The sequence below is a fragment of the Streptomyces sp. NPDC026500 genome, from assembly GCF_055567635.1.
The window spans coordinates 284,191-306,133 of sequence record NZ_JBVHQB010000006.1; the positions used below are offsets into that span (position 1 = coordinate 284,191).

The 21,943-nt window shown below is 71.5% G+C and carries 15 protein-coding genes; 3 read left to right on the forward strand and 12 right to left on the reverse strand.

Features of this window, described 5'->3' with window-relative positions:
• Nucleotides 1-33 precede the first annotated feature (33 nt).
• The 6 genes from ACZ4N5_RS14165 to ACZ4N5_RS14190 form a co-directional block, all read right to left on the reverse strand.
• A complete protein-coding gene (locus tag ACZ4N5_RS14165; protein WP_467757357.1) occupies nt 34-1,575 on the reverse strand; it encodes an RNA polymerase sigma factor in 1,542 nt (513 codons plus the stop codon).
• A 408-nt stretch (nt 1,576-1,983) separates the two neighbouring features.
• Entirely contained in the window at nt 1,984-2,871 is an 888-nt protein-coding gene (locus ACZ4N5_RS14170; protein ID WP_467757358.1) for a FadR/GntR family transcriptional regulator, read from the reverse strand.
• Nucleotides 2,872-3,033: 162 nt separating this feature from the next.
• On the reverse strand, nt 3,034-4,794 hold the full coding sequence (locus tag ACZ4N5_RS14175) for an ABC transporter ATP-binding protein (RefSeq protein WP_467757359.1): 1,761 nt from the start codon (nt 4,792-4,794) through the stop codon (nt 3,034-3,036).
• 123 nt (nt 4,795-4,917) lie between these two features.
• The gene (locus tag ACZ4N5_RS14180) at nt 4,918-5,676 is read right to left on the reverse strand and encodes an NUDIX hydrolase (RefSeq protein WP_261707644.1); all 759 of its coding nucleotides are present in this window, start codon (nt 5,674-5,676) and stop codon (nt 4,918-4,920) included.
• 128 nt (nt 5,677-5,804) lie between these two features.
• A complete protein-coding gene (locus tag ACZ4N5_RS14185) occupies nt 5,805-7,766 on the reverse strand; it encodes a glycogen debranching N-terminal domain-containing protein (RefSeq protein WP_467757360.1) in 1,962 nt (653 codons plus the stop codon).
• 604 nt (nt 7,767-8,370) lie between these two features.
• The gene (locus ACZ4N5_RS14190) at nt 8,371-10,089 is read right to left on the reverse strand and encodes a DUF4192 domain-containing protein (RefSeq protein ID WP_467757361.1); all 1,719 of its coding nucleotides are present in this window, start codon (nt 10,087-10,089) and stop codon (nt 8,371-8,373) included.
• Nucleotides 10,090-10,221: 132 nt separating this feature from the next.
• Here ACZ4N5_RS14190 and ACZ4N5_RS14195 point away from each other — a divergent pair, with 132 nt between their 5' ends.
• Together ACZ4N5_RS14195 and ACZ4N5_RS14200 are read left to right on the forward strand one after the other, a co-directional pair.
• A complete protein-coding gene (locus ACZ4N5_RS14195; RefSeq protein WP_467757362.1) occupies nt 10,222-12,426 on the forward strand; it encodes a RecQ family ATP-dependent DNA helicase in 2,205 nt (734 codons plus the stop codon).
• 223 nt (nt 12,427-12,649) lie between these two features.
• Nucleotides 12,650-13,282 carry a hypothetical protein gene (locus ACZ4N5_RS14200; RefSeq protein WP_467757363.1) on the forward strand — a complete coding sequence of 211 codons (633 nt, stop codon included), beginning with the start codon at nt 12,650-12,652 and terminating at the stop codon, nt 13,280-13,282.
• 525 nt (nt 13,283-13,807) lie between these two features.
• Here the strand turns inward: ACZ4N5_RS14200 and ACZ4N5_RS14205 are convergent.
• From ACZ4N5_RS14205 to ACZ4N5_RS14215, 3 genes are all read right to left on the reverse strand, one after another.
• Nucleotides 13,808-14,434, reverse strand: coding sequence for a hypothetical protein (locus ACZ4N5_RS14205; RefSeq protein WP_467757364.1), 627 nt, complete (start codon nt 14,432-14,434; stop codon nt 13,808-13,810).
• Between the two features lie 68 nt (nt 14,435-14,502).
• Nucleotides 14,503-15,204: a ribonuclease HII gene (locus ACZ4N5_RS14210; protein WP_467757365.1), complete on the reverse strand. Its 702-nt coding sequence runs from the start codon at nt 15,202-15,204 to the stop codon at nt 14,503-14,505.
• 125 nt (nt 15,205-15,329) lie between these two features.
• Entirely contained in the window at nt 15,330-15,953 is a 624-nt protein-coding gene (locus tag ACZ4N5_RS14215; protein WP_467757366.1) for a TetR/AcrR family transcriptional regulator, read from the reverse strand.
• 189 nt (nt 15,954-16,142) lie between these two features.
• On the opposite strand from ACZ4N5_RS14215, the gene ACZ4N5_RS14220 reads away from it, so the two are divergent.
• Complete coding sequence (locus ACZ4N5_RS14220) at nt 16,143-17,690, forward strand: MFS transporter (RefSeq protein WP_467757367.1); 1,548 nt, start codon at nt 16,143-16,145, stop codon at nt 17,688-17,690.
• Nucleotides 17,691-18,003: 313 nt separating this feature from the next.
• Here ACZ4N5_RS14220 and ACZ4N5_RS14225 read toward each other — a convergent pair whose 3' ends face one another.
• From ACZ4N5_RS14225 to ACZ4N5_RS14235, 3 genes are all read right to left on the reverse strand, one after another.
• A complete protein-coding gene (locus ACZ4N5_RS14225) occupies nt 18,004-19,443 on the reverse strand; it encodes a DUF4153 domain-containing protein (protein WP_467757368.1) in 1,440 nt (479 codons plus the stop codon).
• An 804-nt stretch (nt 19,444-20,247) separates the two neighbouring features.
• On the reverse strand, nt 20,248-21,177 hold the full coding sequence (locus tag ACZ4N5_RS14230; RefSeq protein WP_467757369.1) for an ADP-ribosylglycohydrolase family protein: 930 nt from the start codon (nt 21,175-21,177) through the stop codon (nt 20,248-20,250).
• Nucleotides 21,178-21,189: 12 nt separating this feature from the next.
• A complete protein-coding gene (locus tag ACZ4N5_RS14235) occupies nt 21,190-21,849 on the reverse strand; it encodes a histidine phosphatase family protein (RefSeq protein WP_467757370.1) in 660 nt (219 codons plus the stop codon).
• Nucleotides 21,850-21,943 lie beyond the last annotated feature (94 nt).

Sequence of the window (21,943 nt, forward strand, 5' to 3'; positions counted from 1 at the left end):
GGAGTCGGGCCCTCGTCGAGGTGCGGCCGAGGCCTAGTCGAGGTAGTCGCGCAGCACCTGGGAGCGCGACGGGTGACGCAGCTTCGACATGGTCTTGGATTCGATCTGACGGATCCGCTCACGGGTCACCCCGTACACCTTGCCGATCTCGTCGAGGGTCTTCGGCTGACCGTCGGTGAGACCGAAGCGCATCGAGACGACGCCCGCCTCGCGCTCCGACAGGGTGTCGAGGACGGAGTGCAGCTGCTCCTGGAGAAGCGTGAAGCTGACCGCGTCGGCCGGGACGACGGCCTCGGAGTCCTCGATGAGGTCACCGAACTCGCTGTCGCCGTCCTCGCCCAGCGGCGTGTGCAGCGAGATGGGCTCGCGGCCGTACTTCTGGACCTCGATGACCTTCTCAGGGGTCATGTCGAGCTCCTTGGCCAGCTCCTCCGGGGTGGGCTCACGGCCCAGGTCCTGGAGCATCTGGCGCTGCACGCGCGCGAGCTTGTTGATGACCTCGACCATGTGCACCGGGATACGGATGGTGCGGGCCTGGTCGGCCATGGCGCGGGTGATCGCCTGACGAATCCACCAGGTGGCGTACGTCGAGAACTTGTAGCCCTTGGTGTAGTCGAACTTCTCGACGGCTCGGATCAGACCGAGGTTGCCCTCCTGGATGAGGTCCAGGAAGAGCATGCCGCGACCGGTGTAGCGCTTGGCCAGGGAGACCACCAGACGGAGGTTGGCCTCCAGGAGGTGGTTCTTGGCGCGGCGGCCGTCCTCGGCGATGATCTCCAGCTCGCGCTTGAGCTTGGGAGCGAGCTTGTCGGCGTTGGCCAGCTTGTCCTCGGCGAACAGACCGGCCTCGATGCGCTTGGCGAGCTCGACCTCCTGCTCGGCGTTGAGCAGCGGGACCTTGCCGATCTGCTTGAGGTAGTCCTTGACCGGGTCGGCTGTGGCACCGGCGGCGGCGACCTGCTGCGCGGGCGCGTCGTCCTCGTCCTCGTCGGACAGGACGAAGCCCTGGGCGCCGTCCTCGGCGGGCTCCTCGGCTCCGGGCTTGCCCGGGGTCTCCTCGACCGCCTCGTCGTCGACGAGCTCGGCGTCGTCCTTCTTGGCGCTCGTCTTCTTGGCCGCCGTCTTCTTGGCGACCGTCTTCTTGGCGACGGCCTTCTTCGCCGTCGTCTTCTTGGCTACAGCGGCCTTGCCTGCGGACGCGTCCTCGGCCGAATCGTCGGCGAGGGCAGCCGGAGCCGCAGGGGCGGTGGCGGTGGCCTTCTTTGCAGTCACCGTCTTGGCCGCCACCGTCTTGGTGGCGGTGCGCTTGGCCGGACTCTTCGCTGCGACGCTCTTTCGGGTGCGCTTGGGCTCCGCGGCACTGACCATCAGCGTCACACCCTCTTCCTCGAGGATCTGGTTGAGGCTGCGCAGTACGTTCTTCCACTGAGTGGCCGGAATCTGGTCAGCTTCGAAGGCCCGACGCACGTCATCGCCGGCGATCTGCCCCTCAGCCTTTCCCCGCTCGATGAGCGCCATGACAGAGACGGACTCGGCGATCTCCGGCGGGAGCGTACGGGATGTGCTGGCCGACACGAACAACCTCTCGGAACGTTGGAAAACGGCTTCCGGCCCCGTCCATTGTGGACAGGAACCGACGACCGCCGACTGGGGATGGGCCGACGGCGCGGGCGGGGGCCGGGAAGATGCACAGCGCCACACACGGCGTCTGTATTCCCTCCTCGGCTATCACCTCTTAGGTCATCGCGCTGCCCCGAAGAGCGTTACGCCCAATCTGCGTGGCCCGAGTCACACCCCGTAAGCGCTCAAAAGATGGCAGACCCTGTCAGACCAGGTCAGGTCATGATCCGCCGCCCGGTCGCGCCGTCGGGACCCCATCGAATCCGCGAAGGATTCGATGGGGTCCCGACGAGCGATGGTTCGCCGGCCTGGCGACGCCACGGGCGCGCACGCACTCCGGACCGCGTCACCCTCGGTGCGCGATCAGTGCTCGCGCGGCGCGGGCACGACACGCTCCACCTCGGGGTGGACGGCGAGGAGCTGCCGCATGGCCGTCTCGGCCGCCGCGCCGTCGGCAGCCGCGAGGGCGTCGGCGATGCGGGCGTGGTGACCCAGCGAGGCTTCGTTCGGCCGGTCACAGCCGGTGACCGGACCTCCGGAGACCTGGAGCGCCGCCGACACGATCCCGGAGAGGTGCTCCAGCATCCGGTTGCCCGCGAGCTGGATGAGCAGCGAATGGAACTCGGCATCGGCCCGCGAGAAGGTGAGGGAGTCACCCTGCGACATGGCGTGGCCCATGATCTCGACCATGTCGCCGAGCCGCTGCTGGATCTCCTCGCGTCCGTGTCCGGCCGCCAGGCGCGCGGCGAGCGGCTCGATGGTCCAGCGGAGCTCGCTCAGCTCGCGCCGCTGGTCGTCCCGCTGCGGTCCGAAGGCCCGCCATTCGATGATGTCCGGGTCGAGAAGGTTCCAGTCGCTGACGGGACGCACCCGCGTGCCGACATTCGGGCGGGCGCTGACCAGCCCCTTGGCCTCCAGGACGCGGAGCGACTCACGGACGACGGTCCGGGAGACCTCGAACCGCTGGCCGATCTCCTCGGGCACGAGCGGACGGTCCGCGCCGAGGTCTCCGGAGACGATCATCTGGCCCAGTTGCTGGACGAGTTGGCCGTGCAGTCCGCGTCCGCGGCTGCCGGCGGCGCGTCGGCCGACACGGCCGAGCTCCGGCTCGGCGCTCTCCCACACAGGGGGGCCCACGCGGTCGACACCGGAAGCGTCGGTATAGGGGTAACGGTCGAGTTCGCCCGGTCCGGCCAGGCCGGAGTCTGAGGAACGGGCGGCGGTCATCATGGTCTGCGCAAGGGTACTCACGGGTCTTTTGTCGGCGCCGACTCCAACTCCCTTGAGGTCTTTGGTGAAAAGCACACGAAAGGGTGATCGCTCACCCCGTCGCAATTGACGCCTTATCGGAAAGAAATGAGCGTTCTTCGGGGAGTTGTGCGCACAGGGGGAACGGAAGGGTGCGGACTGTCGTCATCGGACCCGGCTCCGCAGGGTCGTGAGCAGATATGCGCAGAGCAGAGCGGTCAGCGACAACATCAGCGCTCCGCCCACCGGTTGGGCGAGTACCCGCACGCCGGCCGCCAGGTAGCGCTCCCCACCGAACGGCCACTGCATGAGAACCAGTTCCCGAAGCCGCTCCGGGAACCCGGCCGCCGACCGCACAGACGGCCCCTGCGAGACCTTTTGTACGAGTGGTACGACGACGACCGGCACGGCGAGCACCGCCGCGAGCCCGGCGGCGGTGGACCGGAAGATGCCGGCCGCCAGCACGCCCGACCAGGCGCAGCCCACCACGAGCCCGAACCAACTCGCGCTCAGCGAAAGCCAGTCCGATGGAACTCCGGTGAGCTCCCGTCCGTAGACGAGATAGAGCATTTCGAGGTCGCATCCCACCGTGAGGAACGCCAGCATCAGCGCGGTGGCCGACGCGACGAGGAGCTTGGCGGTCAGCAGCCCCAGCCGACGCGGGACGGTGCCGCGGTCCGCGGCCAGGGCGGGGTGACGGAACTCCTCGCCGAAGGCGACGGCGCCCAGCAGCCCGGCGCCGAGCGCGGCGGGCGGGAGCGGAAGTTCCCGGGGCCACGCGGCCAGCAGGCGCGGCTGAGGCGTGTGACCGATTCTGGCCAGGAGGACGGACAGGAGGACCGAGGTGATGAGAACAGCGGCCGCGGTGAGGTAGCCGGTGCCGACGCCGGCGGCTCTGCGCAGTTCGTAGCGCAGCGGGCGCAGCGGGCTCCGGGCCTGGCGTACGGCGATGGGCGGCGGGAGGGCGGAAAGGTCGTCCGCGGCCGGTGTCTCGGAGGGGCACGGCTCGTCGGCAGGGTGCTCGCCCTCCTCGGCGGAGGGGGTCGTTGCGGGCCCCATGTCGCCTGTCTCGTCGGCGAGTTGGTGTACGAGGATGCCGTGCCGGAAGGCCGTCTCGCCGACGTCGGCACAGGTGCTGCCGTACACCGAGAGCCGGTTGCCCTCCTCGCGCACGACTTCGACGGAGCGCTGCGCCGTGCGTGCCTCCTTGGTCAGGAGGGAGCCGAGCCGGGCGGCGTGCGGGCTGCGGACGGCGACCCGGGGCCGGAGCCGGGTGCGGGCGAATTCCGCGGCCTCCTGGTCGGCTACGAGGCGGCCCTGGTCCAGTGTGACGACCCGGTCGGCGGTTCGCGCGGCCTCCTTGGGGTCGTCCGTGGTGAACAGCACCGTGCCGCCCTGTGTCGCGTGTGCGCGCAGAATCCCGTGCAGCCAGCGGCCCTCTCTGACGGACAGTCCGTCCGCGGGGTCGTCGAGCACGAGGGTGTGCGGGTCGGACAGGAGCGCGCAGGCCAGGCCCAGCCGGCGGTCCATACCGCGGGAGAGCGTGCCCAGCCGCTCGTCGCGGAGACTGACGAGCCCCACGACTTCGAGGACTTCGTCCGCGCGGCGCACGGGTACGCCCGCGGCGGCGCACAGCATGCGGAGCTGGCCGCGAACCGCGCGCGCGGGATGTCCCGGCACCTCGCCCATGAGCACGCCGACTTCGCGCGAGGGATGGGCGATCCGATGCAGCGGCCTGCCTCGGAAGTAGGTGATTCCACGGCCGTGTTGAAGTTCGAGCATGAGCTTCAGCGCCGTCGTCTTGCCTGCGCCCGGGGCTCCGAGGAGCGCTGTGACGTGGCCCGCGGGCGCCTCGAAGGACACGTCGTCAACGGCGGGCGGACGCGCCTTGCGGGTGTTGCTGGTCAGTCCGATGGCCTGGATCACCCAAAGCAAGATAGCGCGACATTTCGGATTTTTCGGGCACCATGCGGCTCGTCTCCGACGGGCCTCGCGGCTCTCGCGAACACGCCGAGGCTCTGGGGCCCGCAACCGTGTCCGCCGCCCTCCTCAGACCTCGGGGCGCAGCATCGGCGGGTTGAGCAGAGTGGCGCCGCCGGCGCGGAACAACTGGGCGGGGCGCCCGCCCTGGCGTGTGGTCGTGCCCCCGGTGGGCACCAGGAAGCCCGGCGTGCCGGTCACCTTGCGGTGGAAGTTGCGCGGGTCGAGCACCACACCCCACACGGCCTCGTAGACGCGGCGCAGCTCACCCACCGTGAACTCGGTCGGGCAGAAGGCGGTCGCCAGCGACGAGTACTCGATCTTGGACCGGGCGCGCTCCACTCCGTCCGAGAGGATCTGCGCGTGATCGAAGGCGAGCGGCGCCGCCTGTTCCCCATCGCGTCCGTACCCTCCCTGCTGCAGCAGTTCCTCGACCGGTGCCCAGCGTGCGCTGTTCGCGTCGCCGCCCGCCCGGGGCGCGGGCAGGTCGGGGGCGAGGGCGAGATGCGCGACGCTGACCACTCGCATCCGGGGGTCACGCTTGGGATCGCCGTAGGTCGCGAGCTGCTCGAGGTGCGCACCGTTGTCCTGCGCGGGCACGGAGGGGTCGTGGGCGCACAGGCCCGTCTCCTCGGCGAGCTCGCGTGCCGCGGCCTGGGCGAGGTCCTCGTCGGTCCTTACGAAGCCGCCGGGCAGCGCCCATCGCCCCTGGAACGGCTGCTCGCCCCGCCGTACCGCCAGCGCGCACAGGGCATGGCGGCGCACGGTCAGCACGACCAGGTCCACGGTCACGGCGAAGGGCGGAAAGGCTGACGGGTCGTAGGGCATGCCGCGATCATAGTCGTCTGCCTGACGATAAACACCTCCTTCGGGAGCCCTGTCCATGGTTGATCGACTCCCCTCCGGCACGGCACTCCGCCACCGAGGGCCCTCGACCCGAGACGCTTCCCACGACGTCACATCCCCAACTGCAGTCCGTCGTCGGCCTCCTCGACCATGGCGAGACCGAGTCGGCTGACGCGTACGGAGAAGGGGGCGCCCGAGATCCGCAGGCCCGTCAGCGCGATCTCGCCCAGGGGCGCAGCCCGGAACGGGCGCAGCGTCACGGTTCCCTCGGGCACATCGGGGCGGATCCCGGCCAGGGAGCTGAGCAGCAGCACCCCGGCGGCGGCGGAGGTGGCCGCGGGCCGGGAGGCGGCCGGATGGGGAAGCGGGGCGCTCCCCCGCGTGCGCTGCTCCCCCGCGTATATCTCGGGCAGCCGGTTGCCGAAGGACTCGGCCGCCGCCAGAACGCCGCGCAGCAGTGCCGCGGCCTCCGTCTCATGGCCCGCGGCGGCGAGCCCGGTGACGGCGACGGCCGTCTCCTGGACGCGCACGGCCCCGCTGCGATGGCCGAACGGGTTGTACGCCACCTCCTTCGCCCCGAGGCTGCGCAACCCCCAGCCCGAGTCCATGGCCGGGCCGCCGAGCAGCCGCGCGAGCTGTTCGGTCCGCGCCTTGTCGAGCAGACCGGGGGCCAGCTCTCCGGAGCCCAGCAGACCGGTGTCGAGGAGATGGGCGGTGCTCGAACCGAGCTGGGGCACGAGGCGCCCGTCCGGGGTGCGGGCCCCGGCCGGGCGGCCACCGGCCCGGTCCTCGATCCAGAAGTCGTCACGGAACGCCGTCCGCAGCGCCTGGGCCCACTGGCGCAGCCCCGTGCCGCCCGTCCGGCCGTGCGCGTCGAGCAGATCGGCGCCGAGCAGCGCCGCACGGTGCGCGTGCGCCTGCGTCTCGCAGCGGAGCGGTCCGCCCGGCTGCGGGTCGGGCAGATACGTGTTGGCTCCGAGCGTGGTCCGCAGCCAGTCCAGACACCGCTCGGCCGCGGGCAGCAGCTCCTCGACCTCCCGCTCGGCCAGTCCCCAGCGCCGGGCCTCCGCGAGAAGCACGGGGAAGAGCAGCGTCGCCTCGGTCGCTGTGCATCCGGGCGGCAGGTGTGGCCCGCTGTCCCGGAGCGGTCCCGGAATCAGTCCGGAGCGCGGTCCCGGACCGGCGAGCTGGGTGCGGGCGAGGGTGCGCAGCGTGCCCGCGGCGAGACGCGTACCGAGCGGCAAGGTCATCCGGGCCGCGGCCAGTGCCTCGGCCGGCGCCAGCCCGCAACGCCAGGGCGCTCCCGCCGCGAGGTGGGTGTCGGCCGGATGCCCGGGGTCGCGCAGCAGCAGGGCCCGAAGGTCATCGACGCAGGTGCGCAGGAGCGCTTCGACCCCGGGCTCGTCACTCAGCACCCGGGCCTCGGCGAACGGGCTCGCCGAGCCGCGGCCCACCGCTCTGATCGGTCCCTGACCGTCCGGCCGGACGCGCAGTTCCACGGTGAGGGTGCCGCCCGGCGGCAGTTCGAGTTCCCAGCGCAGCAGTCCCGCCGATGCCAGGGCGTCTGTTGGCGGCGGGTCGGCGGTGACGGTCACGTATCCCGTCGGGCAGGACCAGCGCAGGCCGGCGGCGTGGACGCTGGCCTGCAGTTCGGTGCCCGCCCGGCCCGAGGCGACGTCGCCCAGTTCCGCGAGATCCGTCCCGAGGGCGACCTCGACGGGCAGGCGCAATGCCCGAGAAGCCGAGCTGCGCAGGGTGATCAGCTCGGTGCCGTCCGCATGGCGTGTCCTTTCGACGACCACGTCCGGGTCCGGGCCTGCGTCGGGGGAAGCACGCAGCGTGCCCACGAAGCGGGCCCGGTCCGCCGCGAGCATCCGAGCCTGCACCGCGAGCGGTTCCCGACCCGCGACCCGGACCTGGCAGCGGGACAGTATCCGCCGACCCGCCATGTAGAAGCCCTCCAGACCACGGCCGGTCAGCTGTCCCTCCTCCGCGGAGATCACCAGTCCTGGAAGAGCGACACAGATCAGGGTGGTGTGGGCGGGCGGCAGGTCCGCCGGTCGGCCCGGCACGGGAAGGGACGTCCTGGGAACGCTGGGGCCGCGCCCTCCCGGGATGGAGGGCGCACCGGCGTCGCGGCCCGCTCGCGGGGCCGCCGGGGCGCCCCCGCGTCTGACGGACTGGGCGGACTCGCGCCCGGACGGACGGCCGTCGTCGGGGGCCGAGGACGGATGGGGCAAGGGCATGGGGTGGCTTCCTCCGCGCTCGGTGCGCCTGGAGCGCGCTCGGCTCCTGGTGGGGGCTCCGCAGGGTCGCGGGCGTTGCGGCGGCGCAATCCGGCCACGAATTCCGCCACTCAGGTGAACGGGGCAGCCCTGTCCTGGGTCACGCCTTTGCCCCGGGAAGACGACCGAATGGCGGTGGGACCGCCCGCCGGTCTCACGAGCACCCGCCGAGCGGAGGCCGAACGCACAGAAGATGACGTGGCCGCCGGGAATCCCGCCGGTCGGCAGCGGAAGGACCGGGACGCGGTCCGCCTTCGGGGGGTCGGGAATCCCGGCCGGCCTCGGCCGAGTGGGCCGGCCGGTCTTCATCCCGGACCCGTCCCGCCGTGCTGTGTAACAGCCACTCACCTGTCCTCCCCTGCACCCCGCCGACCGCTGTCGCCCCGCGCGCTCAGCCGATCGTCCGCCCTGTCCGCCCCTCGCCCCGGTCGGTCACCGGCCGTCGAGGCATCGTCCGCCGGGCGACGCCCTTGGGCACTCGCGGTCCCGGGGCCGCGCCGGCCCGGTCGGTTTCCGCCGTTCGCGGTCGGGCGGGCCTGCGGCGGCGCCGAGTGGCAGGCGTCGGGGGTGGGCTGTCCGTTGCATGGGCAGAACGGGTCGGGTCGGCCGCCCTGAGCGACGCGGCGGAATCGGTCGGCTGCTCCCCGGCCGTCGAGCCATGGCCCGTACGCTCCGCGCGCAGGCAGCGTCGGACGGATTCCGGATCCAAGCCCTCATTGCATGCCTGGTGGAGAAGGCGGGCGAACAGATAGTCGGGATCGGCGCCGAGAGCCATGGCGAGCGCCTCTCGCGCCTCCAGTTCGTCGCCCATGGACCAGGCGACCCATCCCGCGAGGGTGAGGGGTGCCGCGGCGTGCTCTCGGTAGGGACCGACACAGCGACGGGCCAGTGCTCGCCACAGGCGCAGCGCCGGGGCGGCCTCGTCGCCCTCCATCCACTGGGCGGCACGGTCACGGGTCGTGCGGTCCTGGAGGCCGAGGATCAGTGTGGCGGCCTCGTCGTCCTCCAGGAGTCCGTCGTCGCGCAGGTCCGACGGACGTGTGCCGGACACGGGGGGAGCGGCTGCGAGCCGGTCCCTGATCCGCCGGGCCAGCGCGAGGGCCTCCTCGGCCACCTCCGCGCGGCTGCCGTCGTCCAGGATCCTCGGCACGAGGGCCATGCTGGCCGTGTCGAGCGCCACCTCCTGACCCAGCGCGGCGGTGGACTCCCAGGGAAGCAGCCTGGCCGTCAGGTCCTTCAGGGACCCGCGCACCTGGAGGCCCGCGTACGTCGCGGCGGCGGCGAGGACGGACGTCCCCGGCAGCCCCATCGACGTGCCGTCGGCCGGGCAGCACCCCTGTCCCGGGCAGGTGTACGACCAGAAGCGGCCGTCGGAGATGCAGAGAGCCTCGATCACCGGTACGTCGAGGCGTCCGCAGGCCGTCCGCAGCAGTTGCGCGAGCGGGCGCAGGCGTTCCATGACCTCCAGCCCCGATTCGCCGTTCCCCGGTTCCTGACAGAGGTACGCGACCATGCTCTCGGGGCGGGCGCCTCGGCGCTCGCTCCCTTTCACCAGCCCTTGTGCCAGCTGGTCGGAGACGGACGGCCAGTCCTCCGCGTGGGCGGGGATGCCGAGGCGGGCCCGGCCGCCGAACCGGCCCCGCCGCTCCCGGTCGTGCAGGGCGACCAGCACGATGCTGTCCTCGGGGCGGTATCCGAGGAGATAGGGCAGCGCGTCGGCCAGTTCTGCCGGGGTACGGAGGGTCACCTGATGCTCCCCGCCCGGGAGGCCCGCGACGCCCGCAAGCTGGTCGTCGCCGGCGCGGCCTAGACCCGTCCCGTGGTGCAGCCCGCCGGGAATGGCCGTGCCGCCGGGGACCTCCGGGTCGGCCTGCCGGTCCGTCCGGTCCCGGCCCTCGCCTCCGGACCGGCTGCCCGGACCGTCCCATCCCTCGCCGGACCCGCCGCCCGGACCCTCCCACCTGTCGCCGGCACGGGCGCCGGGCCGGCTCCGGCCACTGTGATCGCCTTCGCCGCCGGATCGATCGCGCCCGGGGTTCCAGCCGCATCCACCGACCGCGCTGATGTTCTCGTCGCCGGACGTGCCGGTCGCTTCGTCGTGATTCGTCATGCGGTGACCATCCCGCGGATCGCGAGATTCCGGTTGGGCCTGTGGATAACCGTCACCATGATCACGCCAGAAGTTGTCCACAGCTCGACGGATCGTTCGCGCTTTGTCAGACCCATCGGGTTGCATGGAGCCATGACCAACGAAGACCCGCGACCCGCAGTCACTGACAACGCACCCGACGCCGCCCGCGGAGACCTCCGGACCGCTGCCGATGCCGTCCTGGCACGCCTGGTCGGCGCCCGGGCGGGCGAGGCGCGGCTGCGCGAGGACCAGTGGCTCGCCATCGAGGCGCTGGTGGCCGACAAGCGCAGAGCGCTGGTCGTGCAGCGCACCGGCTGGGGCAAGTCCGCGGTGTACTTCGTCGCGACCGCGCTGCTGCGCGAGCTGGGCGCCGGGCCCACGGTGATCGTCTCGCCGCTGCTCGCGCTGATGCGCAACCAGGTGGAGGCGGCGGCCCGAGCCGGAATCCGCGCGCGGACGATCAACTCTTCCAACACGGAGGAGTGGGAGAGCATCCAGGCCGAGGTGGCGGCGAGCGAGGTCGACGTCCTCCTGGTGAGTCCGGAGCGACTGAACAATCCCGACTTCCGCGACCAGGTGCTGCCCAAGCTGGCCGCGGCCACCGGCCTCCTGGTGGTGGACGAGGCGCACTGCATCTCCGACTGGGGCCACGATTTCCGGCCGGACTACCGCCGCCTGCGCACCATGCTCGCCGACCTCCCGCCCGACACCCCGGTGCTGGCCACCACCGCGACGGCCAACGCGCGCGTGACGGCAGATGTCGCCGAGCAGTTGGGCACCGGAGTGAGCACCGACGCGCTGGTCCTGCGCGGTGCCCTCGACCGGGAGAGCCTGAGCCTCGGCGTGCTGCGGCTGCCGGACGCCGCGCACCGGATGGCCTGGCTGGCCGAGCATCTGAACGACCTGCCGGGCTCCGGCATCATCTACACGCTCACCGTGGCCGCGGCCGAGGAGGTCACCGCGTTCCTGCGCCAGAGCGGGTACACCGTGTCGTCGTACACCGGGAAGACGGAGAACGCCGACCGCCAGCAGGCCGAGGAGGACCTGCTCGCCAATCGCGTCAAGGCCCTGATCGCCACGTCGGCGCTGGGCATGGGCTTCGACAAGCCGGACCTGGGATTCGTGGTGCACCTGGGCTCCCCCTCCTCCCCGATCGCCTACTACCAGCAGGTGGGACGCGCGGGACGCGGTGTGGAGCATGCCGAGGTGCTGCTCCTGCCGGGCAAGGAGGACCAGGCGATCTGGGAGTACTTCGCCTCGATCGCCTTCCCCCCGGAGGAGCAGGTGCGGCGCACCCTGGACGTGCTGGCGCGCGCCGAGCGCCCGCTCTCCCTGCCCGCGCTGGAACCGCTGGTGGACCTGCGCAGGTCCCGCCTGGAGACCATGCTCAAGGTGCTCGACGTGGACGGAGCCGTGCACCGGGTCAAGGGCGGCTGGATCTCCACGGGCTCGCCCTGGACGTACGACACCGAGCGCTACGCCTGGGTCGCCAAGCAGCGGGCGACGGAGCAGCAGGCGATGCGGGACTACGTATCGACGACCGGCTGCCGAATGGAGTTCCTCCGCCGCCAGTTGGACGACGAGGGAGCCGCGCCGTGCGGGCGCTGCGACAACTGCGCCGGCGGCCGGTTCCGGACGACCGTGTCCCCCGCCGCGCTGGACGCGGCGAACGGCGAGCTCGGCCGCGCGGGAGTCGACGTCGAGCCCCGCAAGATGTGGCCGACCGGGCTGGCGTCGGTCGGCGTCGAGCTGAAGGGACGTATCCCGGCCGGCGAACAGGCCGCTCCGGGGCGCGCCCTGGGACGGCTCTCGGACATCGGCTGGGGCAACAGGCTGCGGCCGATGCTCGCCCCGCAGGCCCCGGACGGACCCGTTCCGGACGATGTCGCCAAGGCCGTGGTCGGCGTCCTGACCGACTGGGCGAAAGGCCCCGGCGGCTGGGCCTCCGGGCAGCCCGACGCGCAGCCACGCCCGGTCGGCGTGGTGACCATCGCCTCGCGGTCGCGGCCGCAGTTGATCCAGTCGCTCGGTGCGCGGATCGCGGAAATCGGCCGGCTGCCGCTGCTGGGTTCGGTGGAGTACGTCGGCGAGGCGGCGCAGATCGCCCGGAGCAACAGCGCTCAGCGGCTGAAGGCGCTGGACGGGGCCCTGACCGTGCCGCCGCGGCTGGCCGAAGCCTTGAAGGAAGCGGCTGGTCCGGTGCTGCTGGTGGACGATGCCACGGAGACGGGCTGGACGCTGGCGGTCGCATCGCGGATGCTTCGCAGAGCGGGTGCCCAGGCAGTGTTGCCGCTGGTCCTCGCCGTGCAGGCGTGACACGCGTGTCGCGATTCGAAACACCGGCAGGTATATAGGACGCTAATCGCCTGAAAACGGTCTGTGGTCCCAATTGCTCGTTGCCGCAACCCAGTTCGCCAGGAAGAATTGAGGTCCGCTCCCCGCACGGTTTGCCCGTGGTCCGGTAGGGCTCTGCTGCGGCGTGCCATTCCCCCAAGTCCGACCCCGCCCGCTGTATGGGCACGTAGCCGAAGGGAGGACCGTGACCTTCGGATTCGCTCCGTCCTCGGCGGCATCCATGTCGACGTCTCCCGACCTGTCCGCCGCTTCCACCAATCCACTGACCCGCATGCTGGAACCCGCCGAATGGGCCTCGGCCGGAATTCCGCTTCTGCGCGATCCCCGTGAGGTCGTGAGCGGCCTCCACGCTCGGCACCGGCCCAGACCGTCGACGGCGGTCGTCGCGGTGCTCGACCACGACGAGCGACTGATGGCGAGCGCCTCCTTCACGCGGCGTCCGGCACCGGCCGACGGCTGGATGTTCCGCAACGCGCTGCTCGCACAGCTGCGCCGGGTCATCCCGCACGACCTGCGGCGCCGCACTCCCGCGCGCACGGCCGTGCTGCTGTACTGCCGGGACGGTGACGCGCGCTGGACGGAGGAGGACGGGGCCTGGATGTGGGGACTGCGGGATGCCTGCACGCTCCACGGACTGCGGTGCGGGGCGTACATCACCCTGACGCGTGACGGCTGGCAGGTTCTCGGCGAGGGCCGCGGCGGACGCCGCCCCAACTCCGACTCACCGCCGGAGTTCTTCGTGGGCGAGGTGCTGCCGCCCCTGCCCCGCACGGGAGGCGTCGCGTCGGAGGTCATGCGCCGGGCGGCCGCCCGCTGAGAAGCCGAGCAGCCGCACGCTGAGAAGCGGACGAGTCGCGAGGCATCGGCCCGCCCCGGGGAAGGCGGGCCGCGCACGTGTGACCGGGCCCGCTCCAGGGCCGTACGACTCATGCACAGGTAGGCCACGCACGGCACGGCTCGGGCGTGTGGGCGCACCCAGGCCCTCGGTCACCAGAGGGCGCCCATGGGCAAGGAGCTGCGGCCGGGTGGTTACGGGCATGCCAGCCAATACACCCATGCCACTCCAGGCGGCGGACGCCGAAGGCGGACACGGAATGAGGTCGGTCTCCGACCGTGACGCCACCCTTGAGCGGGAGTTTCCGCAGGCGAAGCGGGAGTTTCCGCAGGCAAGGGGCGGGCGCGCGCATCAAGGCGCCTCGCACCACACGAACGGGTGGCGGGCAGAGCGCCTGCCGGTCGTGGACGCGTTACGGGTACGCCGAAGCGACCACCGTGCAGGTGCCGCCGTGGCGGCACCCTCGGCGTCGCGCCGGGCGCGTTCCGGACCGGGTCCGGAACGCGCTCAGACGCCTGCGGCCAGGACCGAGTTGATCTGCTGCGGGTCGCCGCAGACGATCAGCAGGGCAGCGGCCCGGCCGAGGGCCAGGGGCAGGGCGGCGGCGGCAGTCTCGCCGGAACCACCGTTGACCGCGACCACGACCACGGGACGGGAAGCGGCCCGGCGCGCGGCAGCGGCGTCGGCGTAGAAGACGTCGTCGCCGGCGTCGTGCTGCGCCCAGTACGCGGCCTCGCCGAAGGAGAGTTCGTGCGCGGCCCACGGGTGCGGATCGCCGGTGGTGATCACCAGCACCTCACCGGGAGCGCGGCCCGACTCCAGCAGCAGGTCGACGGCTTCTTCGGCGGCGTCCAGCGCACCCTCGGCCGAGGCCGGGACGAGCTGGATCTGCGGGGCGGCGACAGCGGGTGCGGCCGCCTTGACGGACGGTCCCGGCGTGGCCACGACCGGCTCGCGCGGGGTGCGTTGGGCCGGCATCGGCCGGACAGGACCCGGACGGCCGGGACGCGGCGGAGCCGCGGGACGGGGACCGGGTACGGGGCGAGGGGTCGGCGCGGTTCGGCCACTGGCCGGAGTGACGCGGGGACCCTGGGCACTCTCGTGAATCTGAGGCTCCTCGGGAATGAGAGGCATGAGCTGATATCTATCAAACGCCGGTGCGACTCGCCCCGGCGGGTGGCACATGAGTGCGAACGGAATCGTCAGAAGTCGAAGCCGAGCTGGCCCTCGATCTCCGGAACGTTTCCGTCCGCCCAGCTGCGGGCTTTCTTGAGGTGCCGCCACTGGGGCAGCGCATCAAGATACGCCCACGACAACCGGTGGTACGGGGTGGGTCCCCGCTCCTCCAGCGCGGCTTTGTGGACCGGCGACGGGTACCCGGCGTTGGCCGCAAAGCCGAAGTCTGCATGGCCGACACCCAGTTCGGCCATCATTTTGTCGCGCTGAACCTTGGCGATCACCGAGGCCGCCGCGACGGCGATGCAGGACTGGTCGCCCTTGATCACCGTACGGACCCGCCAAGGAGCGCCGAGATAGTCGTGCTTCCCGTCGAGAATGACCGCGTCGGGGCGGACCGGCAAGGCCTCCAGGGCGCGTCCGGCCGCGAGGCGCAGAGCGGCCGTCATCCCCATCCGGTCGATCTCCTCCGGGGAGGCGTGCCCGAGGGCGTACGCCGTCACCCATTTCTCCAACTCCACGGCGAGCGCGGTCCGGCGCTTGACGGTCAGGAGCTTGGAGTCGGTGAGACCTTCGGGCGGGCGGCGCAGTCCGGTGACGGCGGCACAGACGGTGACGGGGCCGGCCCAGGCACCGCGCCCCACCTCGTCGACACCGGCAATGACCTTCGCTCCGGTCGTGGCGCGGAGGGAGCGCTCGACGGTGTGGGTGGGGGGTTCGTACGGCATGGCGTCCTCAGACTACGCCGCCGGGAGCCCCTCGCGACACCCAGGTTCCCCGAGCCGCCGGGCAGCCCGCCCCGGAGCCGGTCAGCCGACCCGCACAGGCAGGCCAGGCGACCCCCGCGCGCCGGTCAGCCGACCCGCACCCCCAGCAGCGGAACCATCATCTGGTCGATCATCTCCTGGAGATCCAGATCACTCCATTCACTCGCGCACACCTTGGAGCGGTACATCATCATCGCCGGGACGGCGTCGAAGACATACGAGTTCGCGGCATCGGAACGCACCTCGCCCCGCTCGATGCCTCGATGAACGACCTCGCGGAGCAGACGCAGGGTGGGTTCGACGACCCCGCCGACGATCACTTGACTGAAGCGCTCGGCCTGCGTCACATCGCATTCGTGAAGCACCGAGCGAAGGGCGATTCCCGGCGGCGAGAACATCGCCTCGCGCACGCGTCGGCACACTTCCAGCAGGTCCTCCCGGACGCCGCCGAGGTCGGGAGCCTCCGTCAGGTCCGGCAGTCCGGCCTGAAGCGCGTCAGCGACCAGGTCCTCCTTGGACGGCCAGCGACGGTAGACCGCGGCCTTGCCGGTCTGGGCGCGCGCGGCCACGCCCTCCATGGTGAGGCCGTTCCAGCCGACCGCGCCGAGCTGTTCCAGCGCGGCTTCCAGGATGGCGCGCTCGAGCACGGCACCGCGCCGGCGCGAGGGGGGCGCCTGAGCGGGGGCGGCCGTCCAGCGCGAAGTAACCATCAGAGTGTCTCCGTCGTACAGGGGAGCGGAATTCGGGGAGTTCGGGCTTTCGCAGGGAGGAGCGGGCGATCGGACCGACGTTGCCGGGCAGCGACTTCAGTGAACGCTTGCGTTCACTGACGGGGACTCACTACCGTTGACGCGACAGTGAACGCGGGCGTTCACTAACGCACTTGTGGGGGAAGCATAGTGACAACCTCTCAGTTGATTAAGGACACCGAACCAGGTGCGGCCCGCCGGGAAGGGCATCCCGGTATCGCGCTCGCCGTCATCGCGGCCTGCCAACTCATGGTGGTACTCGACGCGACGATTGTGAACATCGCGCTCCCGCACATTCAAGACGCCCTCGACTTCAGTACGACCGACCTGACATGGGTGGTCAGTTCGTACACCCTCACCTTCGGTGGCCTGCTGCTTCTCGGCGCCCGGGCCGGTGACATCCTCGGCCGGCGCCGGGTCTTCATGACTGGCATCCTGTTGTTCACCTTCGCCTCGCTGCTCGGTGGACTCGCCCAGGAACCGTGGCAGTTGCTGGCAGCGCGCGCCCTGCAGGGGGTCGGTGGCGCGATCGCTTCGCCGACGTCGCTGGCCCTGATCACCACCACGTTCCCCGAAGGACCGGAGCGGAACCGGGCGTTCGCCGTCTTCGCGACGGTCTCGGCCGGTGGCGGCGCGATCGGCCTGCTGGCCGGAGGCATGCTCACGGAGTGGCTCGACTGGCGGTGGGTCCTCTTCGTCAACGTACCCATCGGCATCCTGATCGCCGTCCTCACGCCGATGTACATCAACGAGTCCCGGCGCCACCCAGGACGTTTCGACATCGCGGGCGCGCTCACCTCGACGGCCGGCATGGCGTCCCTGGTGTACGGCTTCATCCGCGCCGCGGAGGAGGGCTGGCGGGACAGCCTCACGATCGGGTCGTTCGGCGCGGCCGTGGCCCTGCTGCTGGCTTTCGGGATCATCGAGACGCGGGCGAAGGAACCCATCACCCCGCTGAAGATGTTCGCCGAGCGCAACCGTTCGGGCACGTATCTGATCATGCTGAGCCTCGCCGCCGCGATGTTCGGCATGTTCTTCTACATCGTTCTCTTCGTGCAGAACGTGCTGGGGTACAGCCCGATCTCGGCCGGTGTGGCCTTCCTTCCGGTGACGGTCGCGATCGCGGTCGGCGCGGGGCTTTCGCAGCGGTTCCTGCCGGTGCTCGGCCCCAAGCCGTTCATGGTCACCGGCTCGACCCTCGTCGCACTCGGGCTCGGCTGGCTGACCTTCATCAGCCCCGACGACTCGTACGCGGGCGGAGTCCTCGGCCCGATGCTGCTGTTCGGCTTCGGCATGGGCCTGAACTTCGTGACGCTGACGGTGACCGCGGTCTCCGGTGTCGCCCAGCACGAGGCGGGCGCGGCCTCGGGTCTGCTCAATGTCACGCAGCAGGTGGGCGGTTCGCTCGGTCTGTCCATCCTCACCACGGTCTTCGGTGCGGCCAGCCGCGACGAGGCGAAGACACAGATGCCGAAGTTCCTGGCGGACGGCTCGGCCGAGCAGAAGGCGGAGTTCGCCAAGACCCACCAGCTGCCCGCCCCTTGGGGCCATGAAGTGCTCGCCCACGGCATCTCGACCGCCTTCGTGCCGGCGGCGGCGATGGCCCTGCTCGCCCTGATCACCGCGGCGCTGGTGATCAGGGTCCGCAGGAGCGACCTGGACGCTCTCGCCGGCACGGCGGGACCCGCCGCGGGCTGAGGACGGAACCGCGGAAGGCCCGGCCGTGGTCCGGGAGACCGACGGCGCCCACGGTCCGGCCGTCCGTGATACGAAGCCGAAGGCGGGTGCCCATGCCGAAGCAACGGAACACAGGCACATGGCGCACCGGGGTCACGGCGCACCGGCCTGGGGCGACGGGCGCGGGCGCGAGCCCGGCCCACCGCTCAAGAAAACACCCTACGAACCCGGACCCGCCACTCAAGGAACAGCCCGCGCCAGCCACACCCGCCGCCCAAGGAACAGGCCGCGCGAACCAGACCGTCGTCCGCGGAACATGCCGGCGGGAAGCCGCTCAGCGATACGTGAGGGCGTTCACCAACTGGCTGCACACACTCCAGTCGGTGGACGCGACCGGCGGGCGGTCGCGGAGGATGTCCCGGGCTCGGACCTCGCCCCAACTGGTCGCGTACCAGGGCGCGTCGTCCTTGCCCAGGTCGTCGGCGATCGATTTCAGCACGCAGGAGCGCATCGGCTCCTTGAGCTTGTCGAGGGCGGGTACGGCGTCGGCAGACAGGTCACGCGCGTACAGGAGGTCGAACTTGCCCGTGTCCTGGTACCGCTGGACGTTGCGCTCCGCAACCAGACTGTCGGGCGACATCAGCCCGAACGCGAGCACGCCGGCCGCAGCACTGGCCGCGACGGCGCGGGGCAGCCAGCGGGCGCCCCACACACCGGCAGCCATGATGAGCACGATGACCAGGCCCAGCCAGAGCTCCCCGGCCACCACCGACACTCTCAGCCGTGTCAGCCCATAGGCCTCCACATACATGTCCATACGTCGCACAGCGGATGCCACGACAACGAGCGCCAGGCCGCACAGAGTTCCCAGCACACCCCGCACCAGCTTGCCGTCGCTCGCGTCGTCCCGCGGCGCCCAGCGCAACGCGAACACCACGACGAGCAGGGTCAGCAGCGTGACGACCAGCAACTGCCAGAAGCCTTGACGCGCGTACTCGGCGTACGTCTGGCCGGTCTTCTTCAGTACGGCGTCGTAACCGCCGAAGAGGACAGCGAGCTGAACGGCGTTGAAGGCCGCGAAGAGTGCGGTGAGAACGATCAGCGGCAGGGCCCACTCGACGCGGTTACGAGGACGTCCGGCGGGCACGACGACCCGGTCCCACCGCACCGGCGCGGCTGCTGTGTGGGCCACGGCCAGCGCTCCGACCAGGCCGAACACCAGAAGCACCACACGCCAGGGTCCGCCGGAGACGGAGGTGTCCGGCACCAGGTCGCCGAGCAGATCGGCGAATGCGGCGTCGGCTCCGGCGAACAGCGCGCCGAAGACCAGCAGCAGGACCGCGCTCACCACGAGCGCGCGCAGCCCGACACCCAGGCTGCGACGGGCACCGCCGAATCGTTCCCGCAGCCCGCGCCAGCCCCAGACGGGACCAGTGACCAAGGAGTTGAACACGCCGATGGGGCCCAGCAGAACCGCGGGCCACGTGCGTCCGCCGTTCAGCGCGAGCGATCCGAGCGCGATCGCCGTCACGACGGCGAGGAACGACGGCCAGTCCGCGTCCCGCAGAGCGGGCACGGTCAGCAGGCCGATGTCGCCGATGCCCCAGACCAGGCTCCACACGCGCGTGGAGCGTCCCGCGGCCCGCCCCGAGAAGTACGCGGCGAGCGAGGCGGGGAGTGCGACGAGCAGGAGGTTGATCGCCAGACCGCCGTCGAGGAGCAGCATGCTCAGCACTCCGGTCGCGAGCACGGCCCACAGCGTGGGGGTGCGCACCGGGGCGGGTGACGTGAACCGAAGATCGGCCGACCATGGCGCCGGGGTGGGCGACGGGTACGCCCCGCCGGTGCCTCCGTGAAGCGACCGAGCGGCCTGCACCTGGGGCTTCACGGCTCCGCCGCCCCGTCCCGCTGCCCCGGCCCGGGGCTTCACGCCTCCGCCGACCGCTCGGGCGGCGCCTACCTCGCGCTCTTCGGCCCCGGATACCTTCGTGCCCCCGGACTCATCCTCGCCCCCCGACGCGGCGGCCTTCGCGGTGGCGTCGGGTTCGGGGCCTGGCCGCCCCGTGGATCCCGGTGCGGACGGATCCGCGGAATCCTCCGGCTCCGGTGCCTCCGGAAGCCGCTTCTCGGCCTCCGGAATCTCCTTGCTCGCCTCCGGGCTCTTCCGCTGCGCCGATGCCTCGTCTCCGGGCTCGGGCGTGGACGGTATGTCGGACAAGGGATCCCCTCCCAGCCGGTCGCCGGGCAGCCCACGACGCGCCACTGCGGCGGGGAGGCTGCCGACCGGCGTCTCGTCGGCACACGCCCGCCATGATCAACGGGCGGGCGTGGCGCACAGGGTATCCACGGGCACAGCCGCTCACGATGGGGCTGCGGGGCTGTAGCAAGCCTGTGACAGAGCCCAGAGCCTCTCGCCCGACGACCGCGCGACGACCTCCGGGACGACCGCGCGACTGCCCCCGGGAACGACCGCGCAACGGCCTCCCGAGGCCTGCCCAGGCCCCTCTCGAGCCGGCCCGACGCCACGCCCCCGCGCCGCCCACGGCTCAGCGGCCCGGGAACCCCTCTGGCGTACGCCCTACGCGCCGCCGGCCGTACGCCCGGACGCGAGCCCCGGCAGCCATTCCGGCAGCGTCTCCGTGGCTTCCAGCCACGCCCCGGGGGGTGCCCCCGCCTTCCCGGAGGCGACCACACCGCCCACGATGGAGCAGGTCGTGTCCACGTCGCCACCGACCTGGGCGGTGACCCAGAAGCCCTCTTCGTAGTCGCCCAGGGCGCGGGCGGCCGACCAGAGGGCGAAGGGAACGGTGTCGTGAGCCGACGTACGCCGTCCGCAGCCCAGGACCGCGGCCACGGTCGCCGCGTCCCCGTAGTCGAGCATGTCCCGGGCGCGCCGCAGCCCGGCGCCCACGGCGCTGCGCGGTACGAGCGCGATGACGCCGTCGAGCAGGGCCTCGGCGCTCGGCGGGCCCGCCGGGTCGGCGGCCAGCGCGGCGGCCGCGGCGACGGCCATGGCACCGACCACGGCCTCACGGTGCTGGTGCGTGGGATAGGCGGAGATCTCCGCCTGGTGGGTCGCCTGCTCCGGGTCGTCGGCGTACCAGGCGCCCAGGGGAGCGATCCGCATCGCGGCGCCGTTGCCCCAGGAGCCCTGTCCCTTGAAGAGGGCCGACGCCAGCTCGCGCCAGTCGCCACCCTCCCGGATCAGCCGCAGCAGCCGATTGACCGCCGGGCCGTAGCCCCGGTCGAAGTCGTGGTGCTCCGCGAAGGAACGGGCCAGTTCGTCCTGGTCGACGCGGTGATGTGTGGCCAGGACCGCGACTACGGAGCAGGTCATTTCGGTGTCGTCGGTCCACTGCCAGGGTTGGGGCGGCAGCTCTCGGCGCTTCAGCAGCGGGTAGTTCGCGGGCACGAAGAACTGCGAGCCCAGCGCGTCCCCCACCGCGAGTCCGCGCAGGCTGGCGAGGGCGCGCTCGAAGCGCCGGTCGGGAGAGGAGTCAGCGATCATCGCCCTGCCACTCTATCCGGTGGCTCCGTACGATTCCGGATCACGCCACTGCTCGAAGGGACGGTCGAGGGTGTATCTCCCGTCCTCCCCCAGAACGAGCATCCGCATCTCTCCGTTCCCCGGGTTGGAGAGCGATTCGAACTCCGCGACCGTCCAGTGGAACCAGCGCATGCAGAACAGCCGCATGGCCAGGCCATGGGTCACCAGGAGCACGTTCGGCGGGTGGTCGGGCGCCTCGAAGCTCCGGTACAGGCTTTCCAGGAAGCCGCCGACCCGGTCGTACACATCGGCACCGGACTCGCCCTGCGCGAACCGGTAGAAGAAGTGCCCGTACGCATCGCGATAGGCCTTCTGGAGACGTACGTCGTCACGGTCCTGCCAGTTGCCCCAGTCCTGCTCCCGCAGTCGGGGCTCCTCGCGCACCCGGACGAGCCCGGGGTCGAGGTGGAAGGCGCGGAAGGTCTGGTGCGTACGGCGGTACGGGGAGACGTAAACGCTTACGCGCTCCCTGCCGAAGATTTCGCGCAGCCGTTTGCCGGTGTCCTCCGCCTGCTGCCACCCCGTCTCGGTGAGAGCCAGAGCGTGGTCGGGCTCGCGTTCGTACACGGTGTCATCGGCATTGCCCACCGACTCGCCGTGCCGGACAAGGACGATGCGCCGTGGTCGTGCCATGCCAAGACCCTAGATCGTGTCGGCACTGTTCGAGCAGTCGTACGGGCCGCATACGGCGCAGGTCACACAGTTCCCGCGCATCAGGACCCCGGCG

What these genes read in the sequence shown, in the direction of transcription:
- ACZ4N5_RS14180 (WP_261707644.1), bottom strand. Translation starts at nt 5,676, where the DNA reads ATGCCCTACGACCCGTCAGCCTTTCCGCCCTTCGCCGTGACCGTGGAC.
- ACZ4N5_RS14190 (WP_467757361.1), bottom strand. Translation starts at nt 10,089, where the DNA reads ATGACGAATCACGACGAAGCGACCGGCACGTCCGGCGACGAGAACATC.
- ACZ4N5_RS14195 (WP_467757362.1), top strand. Translation starts at nt 10,222, where the DNA reads ATGACCAACGAAGACCCGCGACCCGCAGTCACTGACAACGCACCCGAC.
- ACZ4N5_RS14205 (WP_467757364.1), bottom strand. Translation starts at nt 14,434, where the DNA reads ATGCCTCTCATTCCCGAGGAGCCTCAGATTCACGAGAGTGCCCAGGGT.
- ACZ4N5_RS14210 (WP_467757365.1), bottom strand. Translation starts at nt 15,204, where the DNA reads ATGCCGTACGAACCCCCCACCCACACCGTCGAGCGCTCCCTCCGCGCC.
- ACZ4N5_RS14215 (WP_467757366.1), bottom strand. Translation starts at nt 15,953, where the DNA reads ATGGTTACTTCGCGCTGGACGGCCGCCCCCGCTCAGGCGCCCCCCTCG.
- ACZ4N5_RS14230 (WP_467757369.1), bottom strand. Translation starts at nt 21,177, where the DNA reads ATGATCGCTGACTCCTCTCCCGACCGGCGCTTCGAGCGCGCCCTCGCC.
- ACZ4N5_RS14235 (WP_467757370.1), bottom strand. Translation starts at nt 21,849, where the DNA reads ATGGCACGACCACGGCGCATCGTCCTTGTCCGGCACGGCGAGTCGGTG.